Raw genomic sequence first — 17931 nt, 5'->3', positions numbered from 1 at the left:
CATCACCCCCACCCGCCATACTGCCGCAGAAGCGCGGGAACCAACCCAATCGACCACCCGTTGGGTGATGTGAGGCCCCGCGGCGTCCCCCCGACCGCGGGGCCTCACCACATCCCGGCGCCGCCCGCGCACGCCCCCGCGCCCCCCGGCGAAACCGCACAACGTACCAACCGCCCCCGCCGCCCCGGGCCGCCTTGCCCGCGCCGTGACGCAGCCCACATTCCCCTCCGGTTTTTCTCGGACGGACCGAACGCGCAGGCCGGCACGGGAATCCGGGCCCCGCCCCCGCCCACGGATCCGCCGAATCCGCTTGCCGATCAGTTCCGGGCCTCTAGCGTGCGGTCGCGCACAAGGAGGTCCCATGCGATCCCTCACCGGCACCGGCCTGATCGTCACCGCGCTCACGGCGACCCTGGCCGCTCTGCTGTTCCCCCTCTGGTCCTACGCCGACCGCACCGGCACGGCCGCGGGCGCGGCCGCCGCCGACCCGACGGCCGGTTCCGTCCCGACGCGGTTCGGCCCGCTGTCCGCGGCCGACCGCGACTTCGTCGAACGGGTCCGGCTGGCCGGGCTCTGGGAGACCCCCGCCGGCCAGCAGGCGCTGGAGCGGGGCACCACGGCCGCCGTCAAGCTGGCCGGCCGGCACCTCGTCGACGGCCACACCGCCCTCGACCAGCACGTGCGCGACGTGGGGCAGCGGCTCGGCCTCGAGCTGCCCAGCCAGCCCACGGCCGAGCAGCGTCGCTGGCTGACCCGGCTCGACGCCGCGCACGGCGGGGCGTACGACCGGGAGTTCGCCAACATCCTGCGCTTCGCCCACGGCAAGGTCTTCGCCCTCGTCGGGCAGGTGCGCGCGGGCACCCGCAACTCCGCGGTGCGCGAGCTGGCCGACGACGCCGCCACGACCGTCCTGGACCACATGAAGGTGCTCGAGGAGACCGGGCTGGTCGACTTCGACGCCCTCGCGTCCGGCCCGCCCCCGCCGGCTCCGCCCGGCCGGGGAGCCGGGCCGCCGCCCGCCCCCGCCGTGACCCCGGCCCTCCCGCCCGCCGCGTCCCACGCCCACGACGCACCCGAACCGGCCTCCCCCGGCCCGGACCCGGCCGCGACCACGCCCCCGGTCCCATCCCTCTCCCCCTCATCCCCGTCTCCCTCCGAAGAGAGCTGATCCCCATGCCGGCCAGTCACCGGCGCCGACTGGGCGCCAAGCACCTGATCGTCATCGCCTTACTGGCGCTGCTCGGCTCGGCGGGCACGTTCGCCGCCGTGACCGGCAGCGCCTCCGCCCGCCCGACCTCGTCACCCAGAGTGACACCCCCCACTGACAGTCACACCCACGCGGGCCCCTCCCCCACCGACTTCGCCGACATCCGCCGCGCCCGCCCCGACGCGCCGCCGCCCCGGAACCAGGCCTCCGCCTCCACCGGCGTCTTCACCACCCGCTGCGGCCGCAACGAGAACGGCCACCGCAACCCCGACAACTTCATCGTCACGCCGGGCGTCACCAACGGCGCCCACCACCTGCACGACTACGTCGGCAACCGCTCCACCGACGCCTTCTCCACCGACGCCTCGCTGCGCGCCGCGGGCACCACCTGCGCCCAGGGCGACAAGTCCGCCTACTTCTGGCCGGTCCTGCGTCTGACCGGCGAGAAGGGCGCCGAGAGCCGCGACGGCAACACCGGCCGCGTGCTGACCCCCGACAGCGCCTCCCTCACGTTCCGCGGCAACCCGGCGGCCAAGGTCGCCGCCATGCCGCCCGGGCTGCGGGTGATCACCGGCGACGCCAAGGCGTTCACCTCCGGCCCCGGCAACGCCCGGGCCCGCTGGGGCTGCACGGGCGTCGCCGGCCGGCACTTCACGGACGCGTACCCGCTCTGCCCGCGCGGCAGCAAGGTCGTACGGCTGCTGGACTTCCCCAGCTGCTGGGACGGCCGGAACACCGACAGCGGCGACCACCGCGCGCACATCGTCTTCCCGGACCCGCGGACCGGCCGCTGCGCCGGCGGCTTCCGGCCCGTGCCGCAGCTGCGGATGGAGCTGACCTACAGCGTGCCCCAGGGACCGGTGTTCGCCGTCGACAGCTTCCCCGAGCAGCTGCGCAAGCCCGTCACGGACCACGCCGACTTCGCCAACGTCATGCCGGAGCGGCTCATGGACACCGCCGTGCGCTGCATCAACGGCGGCCGCCGCTGCGGCTGACGGGCGGCCGGCCACGGAGGACGGCGGACAGACGGGCGGCCTTCGGCACCGGGCGCGGGCTCTCTTCGGGCGCATTCCCGTCCGACATCGCACCCAGTGCTTTACTTCGCCTTCCGCTTTCCGAATTATCCCTTTTGCCGTATTGCATATGAAGGGATATTCCCCCGTGAGATCAGCAGCCCTGTACGGAACCCTCGGATCTCTGATCCTCACCGGGCTCACCGGACTGCCCGCCGCCCCCGCCCACGCCCTGGACCCCGGCCTCGCCGAGGCCCGGGGCGTGGCCGTGGCCGCCCACCGGGCCGCCGCCAAGGGCATCGACTTCGGCGACTGCCCGGCCGTCGAGGGCCTGCCCGACCCCATCGAGTGCAGCACCGTCTCCGTCCCCCTGGACTACGCGCACCCCAACGGCAAGCACATCCGCCTCACCGTCAGCCGCGCCCGCGCGGCCGGCGACGAGGACGAGCGCCAGGGGGCCATCGTCTTCAACCCCGGCGGGCCGGGCGGCAACGGCATGTTCTACCCCCTGCTCACCCGCCTGCCGCAGTGGCGCGACATCTCCGACGCGTACGACCTGATCGGCTACGCCCCGCGCGGCGTCGGCCGCTCCGCGCCGCTGTCCTGCGTGGACCCGGCCGGCTTCGAGAAGGGCCCCACCGACGCGCCGCAGCACCCCTCCGACGCGTACAAGAAGCGGCAGCTCGCCAAGGCCCGGGCGTACGCGCGCGGCTGCGCCCGCCGGGGCGGCGCCGGCCTGCGCCACTTCACCAGCCTCAACAACGCCCGCGACCTCGACGTCCTGCGGGCCGCGCTCGGCGAGAAGAAGCTCACCTACATGGGGGCGTCGTACGGCACCTACTTCGGGGCCCTGTACGCGGAGATGTTCCCCACCCACGTACGCCGCATGGTCTTCGACAGCGTCGTCAACCCCGACCCGCGCAAGGTCTGGTACGGCAACAACCTCGACCAGTCGGCGGCCTTCGAACGGCGCTGGGCCGACTGGCGGCGCTGGGCGGCCCGCCACCACGCCGTCTACCACCTGGGACGCAACCCCCAGGAGGTGCTGGCCTCGTACGAGAAGGCGAGCAAGCGCCTGTCCAAGCGGCCCGCGGGCGGCACGGTGGGCCCGGGCCAGCTGCAGTCCGCCTTCCTGAAGTCCGGCTACGCCGACAGCCATTGGGCCCGCGACGCCCAGGCGCTCTCGGCGTACCTGCGCGGCGACGACAAGCCGCTGATCGCGCTGGCCGCGCCGCACGCCGACAGCGCGCGGGCCGCCGAGAACGAGAACGCCGTCTACACCGTCGTGGAGTGCAACGACACCCCATGGCCGCACTCCTGGCCGACGTGGGAGCGCGACAACGACCGGCTGGCCCGCAAGGCCCCGTTCGAGACGTGGAGCAACGCCTTCATGAACCTGCCGTGCGCGTTCTGGAAGGGCCCGCAGCAGAAGCCGCTCGACGTCAGGACCGACCGGAAGGCCGGGCTGCCGGGCGTGCTGCTGCTGGCCGCCGAGCGGGACGCGGCCACGCCGTACCAGGGGGCGCTCGAGCTGCAGCGCAGGCTGGGCGGCTCGGCCCTGGTCACCGAGCGCGGCGCCGGCACCCACGGCATCGGCGGCGGCCCCAACGCCTGCGTCAACCGCTACCTGGAGGAGTACCTGCTCGACGGCAAGCTCCCGGCGCGGCGCGCCTACTGCGCACCGCGCGCGGAACCGCGCGCGACGACGTAAGGAACCCCCCGGCGGGGCTCAGGAGAGCCCCGCCACCGGGTCCGCGTCAGGCGAGCCCGGCCACCAGGTCCGCCACGGCCTTGCGGCGACCGGTGTAGAACGGCACCTCTTCGCGGACGTGCATGCGTGCCTCGGAGGCGCGGAGGTGCCGCATGAGGTCGACGATGCGGTAGAGGTCGTTGGCCTCGAAGGCCAGGATCCACTCGTAGTCGCCCAGCGAGAACGAGGCGACCGTGTTGGCCCGGACGTCGGGGTAGCCGCGGGCCATCTTGCCGTGGTCGGCGAGCATGCGGCGGCGGTCCTCGTCGGGCAGCAGGTACCAGTCGTACGAGCGCACGAAGGGGTAGACGCTGACGTAGTCGCGCGGCGTCTCGTCGGCGAGGAAGGCCGGGATGTGCGACTTGTTGAACTCGGCGGGGCGGTGCAGGGCCATGTTCGACCACACCGGCTCCAGCGCGCGGCCCAGCCGGGTGCGGCGGAAGCGGTTGTACGCGTCCTGGAGGGCGTCCGAGGTCTCGGAGTGCCACCAGATCATCACGTCGGCGTCGGCCCGCAGGCCGGACAGGTCGTAGGTGCCGCGGACGGTGACGTCCTTCTCGGCGAGCTGGGCGAAGAGCTCCTCGACCTCGTCGGCCCAGCCGGCGCGGTCCTGCGGCAGCACGTCGCGCAGCTTGAACACCGACCAGAGGGTGTAGCGGATGACCTCGTTGAGGTCCTTGGCCTTCTTGCCGGCGTTCGGGGTCTTCTGCGCGTCAGTCATGTCTCCATTCTCCCCTGCCGTCCCCCGCGCCCTCGGCCAGGGTCGCGAGAAGCTCGTCGGCCGCCCGGTGCGCGCTCGAGACGCAGGCCGGGATGCCCACGCCGTCGTAGGCGGCGCCGCAGACGCGCAGCCCCGGCAGGCGCGCGACGTGCTCGCGGATGCGGGCGACCCGGTCGAGGTGGCCCACCGGGTACTGCGGCAGCCCCTGGTGCCAGCGGGTGACGCGCGTCTCCACCGGCGTGGCGCCGAGGCCCACGGCCTCGCCGAGGTCCTTGAGGGACATCGCCACCAGCTCGGCGTCCTCGCGCTCCAGGTCGCCCTCGTCGCCGAACCGCCCGATCGAGGTACGCAGGACGAAGAGGTCCGGGTCGGCGTCCGCGTTCCAGCGCCACTTGTTGCTGGAGAACGTGGAGGCCTTGATCTTCCGGCCGTCGACGGGCGGCACGAGGAAGCCGCTGCCTGCGGGCAGCCCCTCGACGTCGTCCCGGCGGAAGGCCATGGTCACCAGGGCCATGGAGGCGTACTCGACCGCCGCCAGCTCGTCGGCGGCCGCCCGGGCGTGGGGGGCGAGCAGACGGGCCGTGTGCCCGGCCGGGGCGGCGACGACGACGGCGTCGGCCGTCAGCGTCTCCCCGCCCAGGGCGACGCTCCAGCCGTCCGTGCCACGGGCGAGCCCGGTGACCTCGGCGCCGGTGCGGACGGCCCCGCCGGCCGCGCGCACCGCGTCCGCGACGGCGAGCGGCAGCGTGCCGATGCCGCCGTCGAGGCCCATGAAGACCGGGCCGTCGGCCGCCGGCCGCGCGGCGGCGCGCGCCTGGGCCTCGCGCACGCCCTCGATGAGCGAGCGGTGCGTGCGGGCGATCTCGAAGAGCTGCGGGACCGCCGCCCGCATCGAGATCCGGTACGGGTCGCCCGCGTACACGCCGCCGAGCAGGGGCTCCACCAGCCGGTCGACGACCTCGCGGCCCATCCGCGCGGCCACGTACTCACCGATGGCGACGTCGTCGCCGACCTCGGTGCGCGGCAGCTCGGCGTCCCGGGCGACCCGGGCGACGCCCTCGTCGGAGAGGACCCCGGACGCGGCCAGGGGGGCGAGGTCTCCGGGCACGCCCATCATGTGCCCCTTGGGCATGGGGCGCAGACCGCCGCGCGACCAGATGCCCGCCGTGGCGGTGGCCGGCGGTTGCAGCCGGTCGCCGAGCCCGACGGCACGGGCCAGGCCCACGGCCTCGGGCCGCCGCGCCAGCATCGACTCGGCCCCCAGGTCCACGGGCATGCCCGCGATCCCCCCGGCGTACAGCTTGCCGCCGACGCGGTCCGACGCCTCCAGGACCGTCACCCGCGCACCGCCCTCCAGCAGCCGGTGGGCCGCCGCCAGCCCCGAGATGCCGCCGCCGATGACCACCACGTGCCGCGAGGGAGAGTGCGCTGAACTCATGGCCCCACTGTCTCAGACCGCCGTCGGCCCTCTCGGGGCCACCCCATTGACACCGCCGGGCGCCCGGCCGAAGACTCGCGCGCACACGATCACCCGAACGTTGACGGAGACCCCATGAACGACCGCATCCGGGATGTGTACATCGTCGACGCCGTCCGCACCCCGGTCGGCAAGTACGGCGGCGCCCTCTCCCGCGTACGTCCCGACGACCTCGCGGCCCACGTCGTACGGGCGCTGGTCGACCGCTCGCCCGCCCTGGACCCGGCCCGCGTCGACGACGTGGTGCTCGGCAACGCCAACGGCGCCGGCGAGGAGAACCGCGACGTGGCCCGCATGGCCGTGCTGCTGGCCGGGCTGCCGGTGACCGTGCCGGGTGCGACCGTCAACCGGCTGTGCGCCTCGGGCCTGGAGGCGGTCGTCCAGGCCTACCGCGCCATCGCGGTCGGCGACGCCTCCGTGGTGATCGCGGGCGGCGTGGAGTCGATGAGCCGCGCCCCCTGGGTGATGCGCAAGCCCGACCGGGCCTTCCCCGCGGGCCCCCAGGAGATGTACTCGACCACGCTCGGCTGGCGGATGACGAACCCGCGGATGCCCCCGCGCTGGACCGTCTCCCTCGGCGAGGGCGCGGAGCGCATCGCCGACAGGCACGGCATCACCCGGGCGAGCCAGGACGCGTTCGCGCTGGCCAGCCACGAGAAGGCCGCGCGGGCCTGGAAGGAGGGGGCCTACGACGGCGAGGTCGTGCCGCTGCCCGGGGTGGACCTGACCCGCGACGAGTGCATCCGCGACAGCACCTCCCTCGAGGCGCTGTCCGCGCTGCAGCCCGCGTTCCGCATGGACGGCGGCACGGTCACCGCGGGCAATTCCTCGCCGCTGAACGACGGCGCCGCGGCCCTGCTGCTGTGCGACGAGGCGGGCCTCGCGGCCACGGGCCGGGAGCCGCTGGCCCGCGTGCGGGCGTCGGCCGTCACCGGCATCGAGCCGGACCTCTACGGGCTCGGTCCCGTGGAGGCGGCGCGGCGGGCGCTGGCCGCGGCCGGCCGCACCTTCGCCGACCTCGCGGTCCTCGAGCTCAACGAGGCCTTCGCCGCGCAGGCGCTGGGCTGCCTGGCCGAGTGGCCGGAGCTCGACCCGGACGTCGTCAACCCGCGCGGCGGGGCGATCGCGATCGGCCACCCGCTGGGCTGCTCCGGGGCCCGGCTGGCGGGCTCGGTCGCCCACCAGCTGGCGGCCGCCGGGTCGGGCACGGGGATGGCGGCGCTGTGCATCGGCGTCGGTCAGGGCCAGGCCCTCGTCCTCGAGCGCTGACCGCCCGCCCCGGCCGGCCGCGCCCCGGCGAGCCTGACCGATAACGGCCGTCCGGGCGGGGATCACGGGTGCCGGACCGGGGTAGGGCAAGGCCATGGCAGCGAACGGACCGGCACGGGAACGGCGAGAGACCCGGCGTGTGGACGGCTTCGGCGAGGCGCCGGCGTACGTCGGCGTCGTCGAGCGCAGACCCCGGCAGCCACCGGTGCCGGTCGTCCTCGCCCCCGGCGCGGTCGAGCTGGCCGGCCCGCTCTTCGGCACCCGTGACGTCGGCCCGTTCGACGCGGACCTGACGCGGCAGCACCCGGGCGAGCCGCTGGGCGAGCGCATCACCGTCAGCGGCCGGGTCCTGGACGGCAGGGGCCGTCCGGTGCGCGGCCAGCTGGTGGAGCTGTGGCAGGCCAACGCCGCCGGCCGCTACGCCCACCGCCTCGACGACCGCCGGGCCCCGCTCGACCCCAACTTCACGGGCACCGGCCGGTGCCTGACCGACGACAGCGGCCGCTACCGCTTCACCACCATCCGGCCCGGCGCCTACCCCTGGGCCTCCCACCCCCACGCCTGGCGCCCCGCCCACCTGCACTTCTCCCTGTTCGGCACGGCCTTCACCCAGCGCCTGGTGACCCAGATGTACTTCCCGAACGACCCGCTGCTGCCCTACGACGCCATCCGCAACGCCCTCCCCGACCCGGACGCCCGGCGCCGGCTGGTCGCCGTCTACGACCCCGACCTGAACGAACCGGAGCTCTCGCTCGGCTACCACTGGGACATCGTTCTGGACGGTCCGGCCGCCACCTGGACGGCCCCCGCGTCCGTCCCCGCGCAGGGGGGCCGCTGACATGCCGCTGGCCCCCACGCCCTCCCAGACCATCGGGCCCTACTTCGCCATGGCCCTGCCCTTCCCCGGCGGCGCCGACCTCGCCCCCGCCGGCCACCCCGACGCGGTCACCCTGCACGGGTACGTCCTCGACGGCCCGGGCGCGCCGGTGCCGGACGCGCTGCTGGAGTTCTGGCAGGCCGCGCCGGACGGCTCGCCGGCCGGTGCCGCCGCCGGCCCGCGCCGTGACGGGGACGCCTTCACCGGCTTCGCACGCGTGTCCACCGGCGAGGACGGCCACTACGCGCTGCGCACCCTGCTGCCGGGCGGGGCGCCCTACCTGGCGCTGTGCCTCTTCGCCCGCGGGCTGCCCCACCACCTCTTCACCCGCGTCTACGTCCGCCCGCCCGGGGACGACCCGCTGCTGGCCGCGCTGCCGGCCGAGCGGCGCGCCACGCTGCTGGCCGCCCACGACGCGGCGCGGCCGCGCTCGTACCGCTTCGACGTCCGCCTCCAGGGGGACGAGCACCACGCGGAGACGGTGTTCCTCCACTTCGGCGGGGCCCCGTAGCGTGAGCCGCACGAGAGGTGGGTCGACGGGAGGCGCGATGGCCGGGCAGCGGCGGATGGTGGTCGTCGGGGGCGACGCGGCGGGCATGTCGGCCGCGTCCCGGGCCCGCAGGCTGCGGGACCGGGAGCAGCTGGCGATCACCGCGTTCGAGCGCGGCCGCTTCACCTCGTACTCCGCCTGCGGCATCCCCTACTGGACCGGCGGCGTGGTCGACGGCCCCGAGGCGCTCGTCGCCCGGACGCCCGAGGCGCACCGCGAGCGCGGCATCGACGTGCGCATGGTCACCGAGGTGACCGAGCTCGACGTGGACGGACAGCGGGTGCGGGCCCGGGACCTGACGTCGGGCCAGGAGTCCTGGCACGGCTTCGACGACCTGGTCCTGGCCACGGGCGCCCGGCCGGTGCGCCCGCCGCTCGAGGGCATCGAGGCGCGCGGGGTGTACGGGGTGCAGAACCTCGAGGACGGGCGGGCGCTGCTGGAGGGCCTGGAACGGACGGCGGGCCGCCGCGCGGTGGTGATCGGCGCCGGGTACATCGGCGTGGAGATGGCGGAGGCCCTCGTCCGGCGGGGCTGCGCGGTGACGGTCGTGGAGCGTTCGGCGCAGCCGATGGCGACGCTGGATCCGGACATGGGCGCGCTGGTCCGCGAGGCGATGTGCGGGATGGGCATCGAGGTGGTCACGGACACGTCCGTGACGGGCATTCACACCGGAGCGGACGGCGAGGCCGTGGGGGTGGCGACGGAAGCGGGGGACGTCCCCGCCGACGTGGTCGTCCTCGGCCTGGGCGTGCGTCCCGAGACGTCGCTCGCCGCGGCGGCGGGGCTGCCGCTCGGCGAGTCGGGCGGGCTGCTGACGGACCTGGCGATGCGGGTGCGCGGGCAGGGGAACATCTGGGCGGGGGGTGACTGCGTGGAGGTCCTCGACCTGGTGTCGGGGCGCACCCGGCACATCGCGCTGGGCACCCACGCCAACAAGCACGGCCAGGTGATCGGCACCAACGTGGGCGGTGGGTACGCCACGTTCCCGGGCGTGGTGGGGACGGCCGTCAGCAAGGTGTGCGACCTGGAGATCGCCCGCACGGGGCTGCGCGAGAAGGACGCCCGCGCGGTGGGCCTGCGCTTCGTGACGGCGACGATCGAGTCGACGAGCCGGGCGGGTTACTACCCGGACGCCCGCCCGATGACGGTGAAGATGCTGGCCGAGCGGGGCACGGGCCGGCTGCTGGGCGTGCAGATCGTGGGGCGGGAGGGCGCGGCGAAGCGGGTGGACGTCGCGGCGGTCGCGCTCACCGCGCGGATGACGGTGGAGCAGATGACGGCGCTGGACCTCGGGTACGCGCCGCCGTTCTCGCCCGTGTGGGATCCGGTGCTGGTGGCCGCCCGGAAGGCGGCCACCGCGATCCGCTAGGCCCTAGCGCGCCGAGCGCTCGTGGACGTACTCGACGAGGTGGGTGAGCGCGTCCGGGTCGGTCGTCGGCATCACGCCGTGGCCGAGGTTGAAGACGTGGCCCTCGAGGCCGCTCGCCGCCGCCAGGACCTCGTCGGTCTTGGCGCGCACCGCCTCGCGCGGGGCGAACAGGACGGTCGGGTCGAGGTTGCCCTGCAGCGCCTTGCCGGGGCCGACGCGGCGGGCGGCCTCGTCCAGGGGGACGCGCCAGTCGACGCCGACGACGTCCGCGCCGGCCTCGCCCATCAGGCCGAGCAGCTCGCCGGTGCCGACGCCGAAGTGGATGCGCGGCACGCCGTAGCCCGCGACGGAGTCGAAGACCTTGCGGGAGGCCGGCATGACGTAGCGGCGGTAGTCGGCCGGGGCCAGGGCGCCGGCCCAGGAGTCGAAGAGCTGGACGGCGCTCGCGCCGGCCTCGATCTGGACGCGCAGGAACGCGGAGGTGATGCCGGCGAGGCGGTCGACGAGGTCGGCCCACAGCTCGGGGTCGCCGTACATCATGGCCTTGGTGTTCTCGTACGTCCGCGACGGGCCGCCCTCGATGAGGTAGCTGGCCAGCGTGAACGGCGCGCCGGCGAAGCCGATGAGCGGGGTGGCGCCCAGCTCGGCGGTGAGCATGCCGATGGCTTCGGTGACGTAGGGGACGTCGGTGGGGTCGAGGGGGCGCAGCCGCTCGAGGTCGGCGCGGGTGCGCACGGGCTCGGCGACGACGGGGCCGACGCCGGGCTTGATGTCGAGGTCGACGCCGATGGCCTTGAGCGGCACCACGATGTCGCTGAAGAAGATGGCGGCGTCGACGCCGTGGCGGCGCACCGGCTGCAGGGTGATCTCGGTGACGAGGTCGGGCCGCATGCAGGACTCGAGCATGGGGATGCCCTCGCGGACCTTGCGGTACTCGGGCAGCGAGCGCCCCGCCTGCCGCATGAACCAGACCGGGGTGTGCGGGACGGGTTCGCGGCGGCAGGCCCTCAGGAACGCCGAATCGTGGACCGCGTCGTGTGCCGCGGTGCGGCCCGTCTGCTGCTGGCTGCGCTCACTCATGCCCCAAATCTTCGCACGGGCCGAACGAGTGACCCGCCCGTGTGGGTGTCCCTACCCGGAACCGGGGGTGGTTCCGCCTAGTCTTCCGGGCATGGCTGCGGCGCAGGGACACCTCTCGGACGGTCCGGACGACGCGGATGGGGAGGGCACCCCGTCCGTCTTCCGGCAGGCGGTCGCGGGGCTGCAAGGGGTGCGCCTGCGGCCCGAGATCGAGCTGGACGCCACCCCGCCGCCCCAGCGGCTGGCCCCGTACTCCTACGCCCTGGAGGCGGCGGTCGTCGTGGACGACGAGGAGCTGGCGGACGGGCGGCTGATCCTGCTGCACGACCCGGCGGGGCATGACGCGTGGGGCGGTACGTTCCGCATGGTGACGCTGGTGCACGCGGAGCTGGAGCCGGAGATGGCGGCGGACCCGCTGCTGCCGGAGGTGTGCTGGTCCTGGCTCACGGGTGCGCTGGAGGCGCGCCGGGTGCCGTACGCGGCGATCAGCGGCACGGTGACGCGGGCGGGCTCCCACTACTTCGGCGGGCTGCGCGAGCGGGAGCCCTCGACGCGGATCGAGATCCGGGCGTCGTGGTCGCCGGCGGTCCCGCCCGCGGGGCCGGGGGCCACGGGCGTGCCGGACACGGCGGCCCACCTGTCGGCGTGGTGCGACCTGCTGTGCCAGATCGCGGGGCTGCCGCCGGGCGGCGCGCCCGAGGCGGGCATCGTGACGCTGCCGCAGCGTCGGGGTCCGCACAGCCGCTGAGCCGCGCCCCCGCTCCTCCCCCCTCGTACGGCGATGTACCGACGATGTACGCCGCCGCGCGCCGCTGAACTGCGGATCCGTGTCGCAACGCGAAGCAAGTTGATCGGTCAACCGTCTGAATTGCCCGAATTGTTACTCATCAATTCGTGATCATTCCCTAAAGCCGGACCGTTTCGCTGCCGAAGGACCTTGTGACCCTTCCCATACGGATCGCCCCGGCTTATCCCCAAGTCGGCACCCGTCCCCGCCACTCCCCCAACTGGAGGCCTGGTGTCCGTACTCCTCGAGCAACCCGCTAGCCTCGCCTACCGCCCGAACAAACCGACCGCCATGGTCGTCGTCGCCGACCCCCGGGTCCGCTCCACCGTCACCCGCCACCTGTGGGCGCTGGGAGTGCGCGACGTGATCGAGGCGTCGTCCATCGCGGAGGCCCGGCCGCGCATCGGCAGCCCGCGCGACATCTGCGTGGCCGACGTCCACCTTCCGGACGGATCCGGCCTGACCCTTCTCTCCGAGACCCGCGCCGCGGGCTGGCCCAACGGCCTGGCCCTCTCCGCCGCCGACGACATCGGCGCGGTGCGCAACGCCCTCGCGGGCGGCGTCAAAGGCTACGTCGTCACCGGCACCCGCACGAACCTCGGCGTCCCCGGCCGCCCCGGTGCCGCCCCCATCGGCTCCGCCGCCGCCCGGATGCAGCGGCGCCCGCCCGGCGCCCCCGGCCACCCCGGCGGCTACCGCGAACTGTCCGGACGCGAGGTCGAGGTCCTGCGGCTGGTTGCGGAGGGCCAGTCCAACAAGGCCATCGGCGTCTCCATGGGCCTGTCGGCGCTCACCGTCAAGAGCCACCTCGCCCGCATCGCGCGCAAGCTCGGCACGGGCGACCGGGCCGGGATGGTGGCGGTGGCGCTGCGCACCGGCATCATCCACTGACCGCCTCCCCGGCGCGCCGCGCCCGTCGCCGGAACGTTCCGGCGACGGGCGCTTGCCATCCACGGATACCCTTGAGCGGTGACCGACGCCCAAGAGACCGCAGAAGACACTGCACTGCGAACCACCGGGGGCGGCCCCCCGGACGACGTCGATTCGGCGCCGATCCCCCTGCTGGAGCCGCACGAGGGAATCCCCCCGGTCGTCGCCGACGCCGACGCCCTGGCCGCCGTGGTCGCGGCCTTCGCCGCGGGCACCGGCCCCGTCGCCGTCGACGCCGAGCGCGCCTCCGGCTACCGCTACGGCCAGCGCGCCTACCTCGTCCAGCTGCGCCGCGAGGGCGCCGGGACCGCGCTCGTCGACCCGGTGGGCTGCCCCGACCTGTCCACCCTCGGCAAGGCCGTCGCCGACGCCGAGTGGGTGCTGCACGCCGCCACGCAGGACCTGCCCTGCCTGCGCGAGATAGGGATGACGCCGACGCGGCTCTTCGACACGGAGCTGGCGGGACGGCTCGCGGGCTTCGCCCGCGTGGGGCTCGGCGCCATGGTCGAGAACGTCCTGGGCTACGCCCTGGAGAAGGGCCACTCCGCCGTCGACTGGTCCACCCGCCCGCTGCCGGAGCCGTGGCTGCGCTACGCCGCACTGGACGTGGAGCTGCTGGTCGACCTGCGCGACGCGCTGGAGGAGGAGCTGGACCGGCAGGGCAAGCTCGAGTGGGCCCGCCAGGAGTTCGACGCCATCGCCTCCGCGCCGCCGGCCCCGCCCCGCAAGGACCCCTGGCGCCGCACCTCCGGGATGCACAAGGTGCGCCGGCGCCGCCAGATGGCCGTGGTGCGCGAGCTGTGGACCGCGCGCGACCTCATCGCCCAGCGCCGCGACGTCTCGCCCGGCAAGGTGCTCGGCGACGGCGCGATCGTCGAGGCCGCCCTGAACATGCCGCCGAACGCCCACGCGCTCGCCGCCCTGCCCGGCTTCGGGAACCGGATGAGCCGCAAGCAGCTCGAGCAGTGGCAGTCCGCGGTCGAGCGCGCCAAGGCGCTCCCCGAGGCGGAACTGCCGCAGCCCGGCCAGCCCCTGACCGGCCCGCCCCCGCCGCGCGCCTGGGCGGACAAGGACCCGGTGGCCGCCGCCCGCCTGACCGCCGCGCGCGCGGCGGTCTCGGAGCTCGCCGAGCGGCTCACCATGCCCCAGGAGAACCTGATCACCCCGGACACGGTCCGCCGGCTGTGCTGGGAGCCGCCGAAGGTGGCGACCCCGGACACCGTCGCGGAGATCCTCTTCGCGCACGGTGCGCGGGCGTGGCAGGTGGAGCAGGTCACTCCGGTTCTGGTGAAGGCCCTCGCGGAGACCGCGGCCTGACCCGGCCCGTCGACCCCCGCGAAAGCCCCGGCCCGGCGGGCCGGGGCTTTCGCGTACCCGGCGCCGACTGCGGAGTGTGACCTTCGCCGCTCCCGCCGAAGGGTCTGGGCAGCATGGTTACCCGCAAGTAGCATGACGGTGTCAGCCCGCACCGCGGCGGAGCCGTATCTGGCATGCCCGCGCGCAGCGATCCGCACCTGGAGGAGAGCCAACGTGCCTCGTACCGCTAGGGACGTCGTTTTCGTCGACGGCGTCCGCACCCCGTTCGGCAAGGCGGGCCCGAAGGGCATCTACCACGAGACCCGCGCCGACGACATGGTCGTCAAGGTCATCCGGGAGCTGCTGCGCCGCAACCCGGACCTCGACCCGGCCCGGATCGACGAGGTCGCCATCGCCGCGACGACGCAGATCGGCGACCAGGGCCTGACCCTGGGCCGCACGGCCGGCATCCTCGCGGGCCTCCCGCAGTCGGTCCCCGGCTACTCCATCGACCGCATGTGCGCCGGCGCGATGACCGCCGTGACGTCCGTCGCGGGCGGCGTCGCCCTCGGTGCCTACGACATCGCCCTGGCCGGCGGCGTCGAGCACATGGGCCGTCACCCCATGGGCGAGGGCGTCGACCCGAACCCGCGCTTCGTCTCGGAGAAGCTGGTCGACGAGTCCGCCCTGTTCATGGGCATGACCGCGGAGAACCTCCACGACCGTCTGCCGCACATCACCAAGCAGCGCGCCGACGAGTACGCGGTCCGCAGCCAGGAGAAGGCCGCCAAGGCCTACGCCGACGGCAAGATCCAGGCCGACCTGGTGCCGATCTCGGTCCGCCGCACCTCGCCCGAGGGCGGCGAGACCGGCTGGGGCCTGGCCACCGCCGACGAGCCGATGCGCCCGGGCACCACGCTGGCGAACCTGGCCGGCCTGAAGACCCCCTTCCGTCCGCACGGCCGGGTCACCGCGGGCAACGCCGCCGGTCTCAACGACGGTGCCACCGCCTCCCTGATCGCGGCCGAGGACGTGGCGCGCGAGCTGGGCCTGCCGGTCAAGATGCGCCTGGTCTCCTACGCCTTCGCGGGCGTCGAGCCCGAGGTCATGGGCATCGGCCCGGTCCCGGCGACCGAGAAGGCCCTGGCCAAGGCCGGCCTGTCGATCGACGACATCGGTCTGTTCGAGATCAACGAGGCCTTCGCCGTCCAGGTGCTCTCTCTGCTGGACCACTACGGCATCGCGGACGACGACCCGCGCGTCAACCAGTACGGCGGCGCCATCGCCTTCGGTCACCCGCTGGCCTCCTCCGGCGTGCGTCTGATGACGCAGCTGGCCCGCCAGTTCGAGGAGCAGCCGCACGTCCGCTACGGCATCACCTCGATGTGCGTCGGCTTCGGCATGGGCGGCACGGTCATCTGGGAGAACCCGCACTTCGACGGAGGCAACAAGTGAGCACCACCGCTGAGCTCCTGAAGGGCGCGGCCGAGCTGTTCCCCGACGAGGTCGTCACCCAGGCGCACGTGCGCCACCTCGACCTCCCCGGCGCCGGGCGCTTCGCGCTCATCACGCTGGACAACGGCTTCGACCACACCAAGCCGACCACGTTCGGCCCCAAGTCCCTCGCCAACCTCAACGTCGCGATCGACCAGGTCGAGGCGGAGGCGAAGGCGGGCGAGATCACCGGCGTCGGCGTCACCGGCAAGCCGTTCATCTTCGCGGTCGGCGCCGACCTCAAGGGCGTCGAGCTGCTGAAGAAGCACGAGGACGCGCTGGCCATCGGCAAGGGCGGCCACGACGTCTTCAAGCGCCTGTCCTCCCTGGCCGTCCCGACCTTCGCGTACTACAACGGTGCCGCGATGGGCGGCGGCGTCGAGGTCGGCCTGCACTGCACCTACCGCACGGTCTCCAAGGCGATCCCCGCCTTCTCGCTGCCCGAGGTCTTCCTGGGCCTGGTCCCGGGCTGGGGCGGCTGCACCCTGCTGCCGAACCTCATCGGCGCGGACCGCGCGGTCTCGGTGATCATCGAGAACTCGCTCAACCAGAACAAGCAGCTGCGCGGCAAGCAGGTCTTCGACCTGGGCATCGCCGACGCGATCTTCGAGGGTGCCGACTTCCTCGAGCAGTCGCTGCTGTGGACGGCCTCCGTCCTCAAGGGCGAGCTCGAGGTCGCCCGCCCCGAGGTCGACCGTGGCGAGGCCTGGGACCAGGCCGTCGAGCGCGGCCGCTTCATCGCCGACTCCAAGGTGCACGGCGCCGCCCCGGCCGCCTACCGCGCGCTGGACATCATCGCCGCCGCCAAGAACGGCGACCTGCGCCAGGGCTTCGACGCCGAGGACCAGGCCCTCGCGGACCTGATCATGGGCGGCGAGCTGCGCAGCGGCATCTACGCCTTCAACCTGGTGCAGAAGCGCGGCAAGCGCCCCGCCGGCGCCCCGGACAAGTCGCTGGCCCGCCCGGTCTCCAAGGTCGGTGTCGTCGGTGCCGGCCTGATGGCCTCGCAGCTCGCGCTGCTCTTCGCCCGCCGCCTCGAGGTGCCGGTCGTGCTGACCGACATCGACCAGGAGCGCGTGGACAAGGGCGTCGGCTACGTCCACGGCGAGATCGACAAGCTGCTCGGCAAGGGCCGCATCAACCAGGACAAGGCCAACCGCCTCAAGGGCCTGGTGACCGGTGTCCTCGACAAGGCCGCCGCCTTCGGCGACGCGGACTTCGTCATCGAGGCCGTGTTCGAGGAGATGGGCGTCAAGCAGAAGGTGTTCGCCGAGGTCGAGGCGGTCGTGCCGGCGCACGCCATCCTCGCCACCAACACCTCCTCGCTGTCCGTCACCGAGATGGCCTCGAAGCTGAAGCACCCCGAGCGGGTCGTCGGCTTCCACTTCTTCAACCCGGTCGCGATCCTCCCGCTGCTGGAGATCGTGCGCGGCGAGCAGACGGACGACGCCTCGCTGGCCACCGCCTTCGGCGTCGCCAAGAAGCTGAAGAAGACCGCGGTGCTGGTCAAGGACGCCCCGGCGTTCGTCGTCAACCGCATCCTGACCCGCTTCATGGGCGAGATCCAGAACGTCATCGACGAGGGCACCCCGGTGGCCACCGCCGAGAAGGCCGTCGAGCCGCTCGGTCTGCCGATGTCCCCGCTGGTGCTGCTGGAGCTGGTCGGCCCGGCGATCGGCCTGCACGTCTCCGAGACGCTGCACGGCGCCTTCCCCGACCGCTTCACGGTCTCCCCCAACCTGGCCGCCGTGGTCAAGGCGGGCAAGCGCGGCTTCTACGTCTACGACTCCGGCAAGCCGGAGCTGGACCCGGAGGTCGCCGCCCTTCTGGTGCAGGGCGACAGCGTCCTGACCGAGGAGCAGGTCCGCGCCCGCGTCCTGGACGCGGTCGCGCAGGAGATCGGCCTGATGCTCGACGAGGGCGTCGTCGCCGAGGCCCAGGACATCGACCTGTGCCTGATCACCGGCGCCGGCTGGCCCTTCCACCTGGGCGGCATCACGCCGTACCTGGACCGTGAGGGCGTCTCCGAGCGCGTCATCGGCCGCCGCTTCCTGGCCGAGGGCGTGGCGAGCGTCCCGGCGTAAGGCACGGAACGAACGCACGAGGGGGTG

Annotated in this window: 15 protein-coding genes; 12 read left to right on the top strand and 3 right to left on the bottom strand. The window is 74.1% G+C overall.

Annotated elements, in window-relative coordinates:
- Nucleotides 1-361 precede the first annotated feature (361 nt).
- The 3 genes from IE295_RS01225 to IE295_RS01215 all read left to right on the top strand — a co-directional run bounded on the left by IE295_RS01225 (nucleotide 362) and on the right by IE295_RS01215 (nucleotide 3931).
- A complete protein-coding gene (locus IE295_RS01225) occupies nucleotides 362-1168 on the top strand; it encodes a DUF4142 domain-containing protein (RefSeq protein ID WP_190061511.1) in 807 nt (268 codons plus the stop codon).
- A 5-nt stretch (nucleotides 1169-1173) separates the two neighbouring features.
- Complete coding sequence (locus IE295_RS01220; protein WP_190061510.1) at nucleotides 1174-2202, top strand: DUF1996 domain-containing protein; 1029 nt, start codon at nucleotides 1174-1176, stop codon at nucleotides 2200-2202.
- 166 nt (nucleotides 2203-2368) lie between these two features.
- Entirely contained in the window at nucleotides 2369-3931 is a 1563-nt protein-coding gene (locus IE295_RS01215; protein WP_190061509.1) for an alpha/beta hydrolase, read from the top strand.
- Between the two features lie 46 nt (nucleotides 3932-3977).
- Here IE295_RS01215 and hemQ read toward each other — a convergent pair whose 3' ends face one another.
- On the bottom strand, nucleotides 3978-4691 hold the full coding sequence (gene hemQ, locus IE295_RS01210; RefSeq protein WP_190061508.1) for a hydrogen peroxide-dependent heme synthase: 714 nt from the start codon (nucleotides 4689-4691) through the stop codon (nucleotides 3978-3980).
- Nucleotides 4684-6129, bottom strand: coding sequence for a protoporphyrinogen oxidase (hemG, locus tag IE295_RS01205; protein WP_190061507.1), 1446 nt, complete (start codon nucleotides 6127-6129; stop codon nucleotides 4684-4686). Before hemG ends, hemQ begins: the two co-directional genes overlap by 8 nt.
- A 114-nt stretch (nucleotides 6130-6243) precedes the next feature.
- On the opposite strand from hemG, the gene IE295_RS01200 reads away from it, so the two are divergent.
- The 4 genes from IE295_RS01200 to IE295_RS01185 all read left to right on the top strand — a co-directional run bounded on the left by IE295_RS01200 (nucleotide 6244) and on the right by IE295_RS01185 (nucleotide 10233).
- On the top strand, nucleotides 6244-7437 hold the full coding sequence (locus IE295_RS01200; RefSeq protein WP_190061506.1) for a thiolase family protein: 1194 nt from the start codon (nucleotides 6244-6246) through the stop codon (nucleotides 7435-7437).
- A gap of 94 nt (nucleotides 7438-7531) precedes the next feature.
- A complete protein-coding gene (pcaH, locus tag IE295_RS01195; RefSeq protein WP_190061505.1) occupies nucleotides 7532-8275 on the top strand; it encodes a protocatechuate 3,4-dioxygenase subunit beta in 744 nt (247 codons plus the stop codon).
- Between the two features lies 1 nt (nucleotide 8276).
- A complete protein-coding gene (gene pcaG, locus IE295_RS01190; protein WP_190061504.1) occupies nucleotides 8277-8825 on the top strand; it encodes a protocatechuate 3,4-dioxygenase subunit alpha in 549 nt (182 codons plus the stop codon).
- A gap of 37 nt (nucleotides 8826-8862) precedes the next feature.
- A complete protein-coding gene (locus IE295_RS01185) occupies nucleotides 8863-10233 on the top strand; it encodes an FAD-dependent oxidoreductase (RefSeq protein WP_190061503.1) in 1371 nt (456 codons plus the stop codon).
- A 3-nt stretch (nucleotides 10234-10236) separates the two neighbouring features.
- On the opposite strand, the gene hemE is transcribed toward IE295_RS01185, so the two are convergent.
- Nucleotides 10237-11313 (bottom strand): uroporphyrinogen decarboxylase, encoded by a 1077-nt coding sequence (gene hemE, locus IE295_RS01180; protein WP_190061502.1) that lies wholly within the window; start codon nucleotides 11311-11313, stop codon nucleotides 10237-10239.
- 91 nt (nucleotides 11314-11404) lie between these two features.
- Here hemE and IE295_RS01175 point away from each other — a divergent pair, with 91 nt between their 5' ends.
- The 5 genes from IE295_RS01175 (at nucleotide 11405) to IE295_RS01155 (ending at nucleotide 17904) form a co-directional block, all read left to right on the top strand.
- Nucleotides 11405-12061, top strand: a complete 657-nt coding sequence (locus IE295_RS01175; protein ID WP_190061501.1) for a DUF3000 domain-containing protein — start codon at nucleotides 11405-11407, stop codon at nucleotides 12059-12061.
- Nucleotides 12062-12331: 270 nt separating this feature from the next.
- A complete protein-coding gene (locus tag IE295_RS01170; RefSeq protein ID WP_071963467.1) occupies nucleotides 12332-12991 on the top strand; it encodes a response regulator transcription factor in 660 nt (219 codons plus the stop codon).
- Nucleotides 12992-13069: 78 nt separating this feature from the next.
- Nucleotides 13070-14347 carry an HRDC domain-containing protein gene (locus tag IE295_RS01165; protein WP_190061500.1) on the top strand — a complete coding sequence of 426 codons (1278 nt, stop codon included), beginning with the start codon at nucleotides 13070-13072 and terminating at the stop codon, nucleotides 14345-14347.
- A gap of 213 nt (nucleotides 14348-14560) precedes the next feature.
- Entirely contained in the window at nucleotides 14561-15781 is a 1221-nt protein-coding gene (locus IE295_RS01160) for a thiolase family protein (protein WP_190061499.1), read from the top strand.
- Nucleotides 15778-17904: a 3-hydroxyacyl-CoA dehydrogenase NAD-binding domain-containing protein gene (locus tag IE295_RS01155; protein WP_190061498.1), complete on the top strand. Its 2127-nt coding sequence runs from the start codon at nucleotides 15778-15780 to the stop codon at nucleotides 17902-17904. Before IE295_RS01160 ends, IE295_RS01155 begins: the two co-directional genes overlap by 4 nt.
- Nucleotides 17905-17931: the final 27 nt, after the last annotated feature.

This window comes from Streptomyces griseocarneus (assembly GCF_014655595.1).
Taxonomy (GTDB): Bacteria; Actinomycetota; Actinomycetes; order Streptomycetales; family Streptomycetaceae; genus Streptomyces; species Streptomyces griseocarneus.
The sequence above is the reverse complement of the archived record's forward strand: the minus strand, read 5'-3'. Positions and strand labels throughout refer to the sequence as shown.

Excerpts from the sequence above, each read along its gene's own strand:
- IE295_RS01225 (WP_190061511.1), top strand. The coding sequence starts at position 362 with ATGCGATCCCTCACCGGCACCGGCCTGATCGTCACCGCGCTCACGGCG.
- IE295_RS01220 (WP_190061510.1), top strand. The coding sequence starts at position 1,174 with ATGCCGGCCAGTCACCGGCGCCGACTGGGCGCCAAGCACCTGATCGTC.
- hemQ (WP_190061508.1), bottom strand. The coding sequence starts at position 4,691 with ATGACTGACGCGCAGAAGACCCCGAACGCCGGCAAGAAGGCCAAGGAC.
- hemG (WP_190061507.1), bottom strand. The coding sequence starts at position 6,129 with ATGAGTTCAGCGCACTCTCCCTCGCGGCACGTGGTGGTCATCGGCGGC.
- IE295_RS01200 (WP_190061506.1), top strand. The coding sequence starts at position 6,244 with ATGAACGACCGCATCCGGGATGTGTACATCGTCGACGCCGTCCGCACC.
- pcaH (WP_190061505.1), top strand. The coding sequence starts at position 7,532 with ATGGCAGCGAACGGACCGGCACGGGAACGGCGAGAGACCCGGCGTGTG.
- pcaG (WP_190061504.1), top strand. The coding sequence starts at position 8,277 with ATGCCGCTGGCCCCCACGCCCTCCCAGACCATCGGGCCCTACTTCGCC.
- IE295_RS01185 (WP_190061503.1), top strand. The coding sequence starts at position 8,863 with ATGGCCGGGCAGCGGCGGATGGTGGTCGTCGGGGGCGACGCGGCGGGC.
- hemE (WP_190061502.1), bottom strand. The coding sequence starts at position 11,313 with ATGAGTGAGCGCAGCCAGCAGCAGACGGGCCGCACCGCGGCACACGAC.
- IE295_RS01175 (WP_190061501.1), top strand. The coding sequence starts at position 11,405 with ATGGCTGCGGCGCAGGGACACCTCTCGGACGGTCCGGACGACGCGGAT.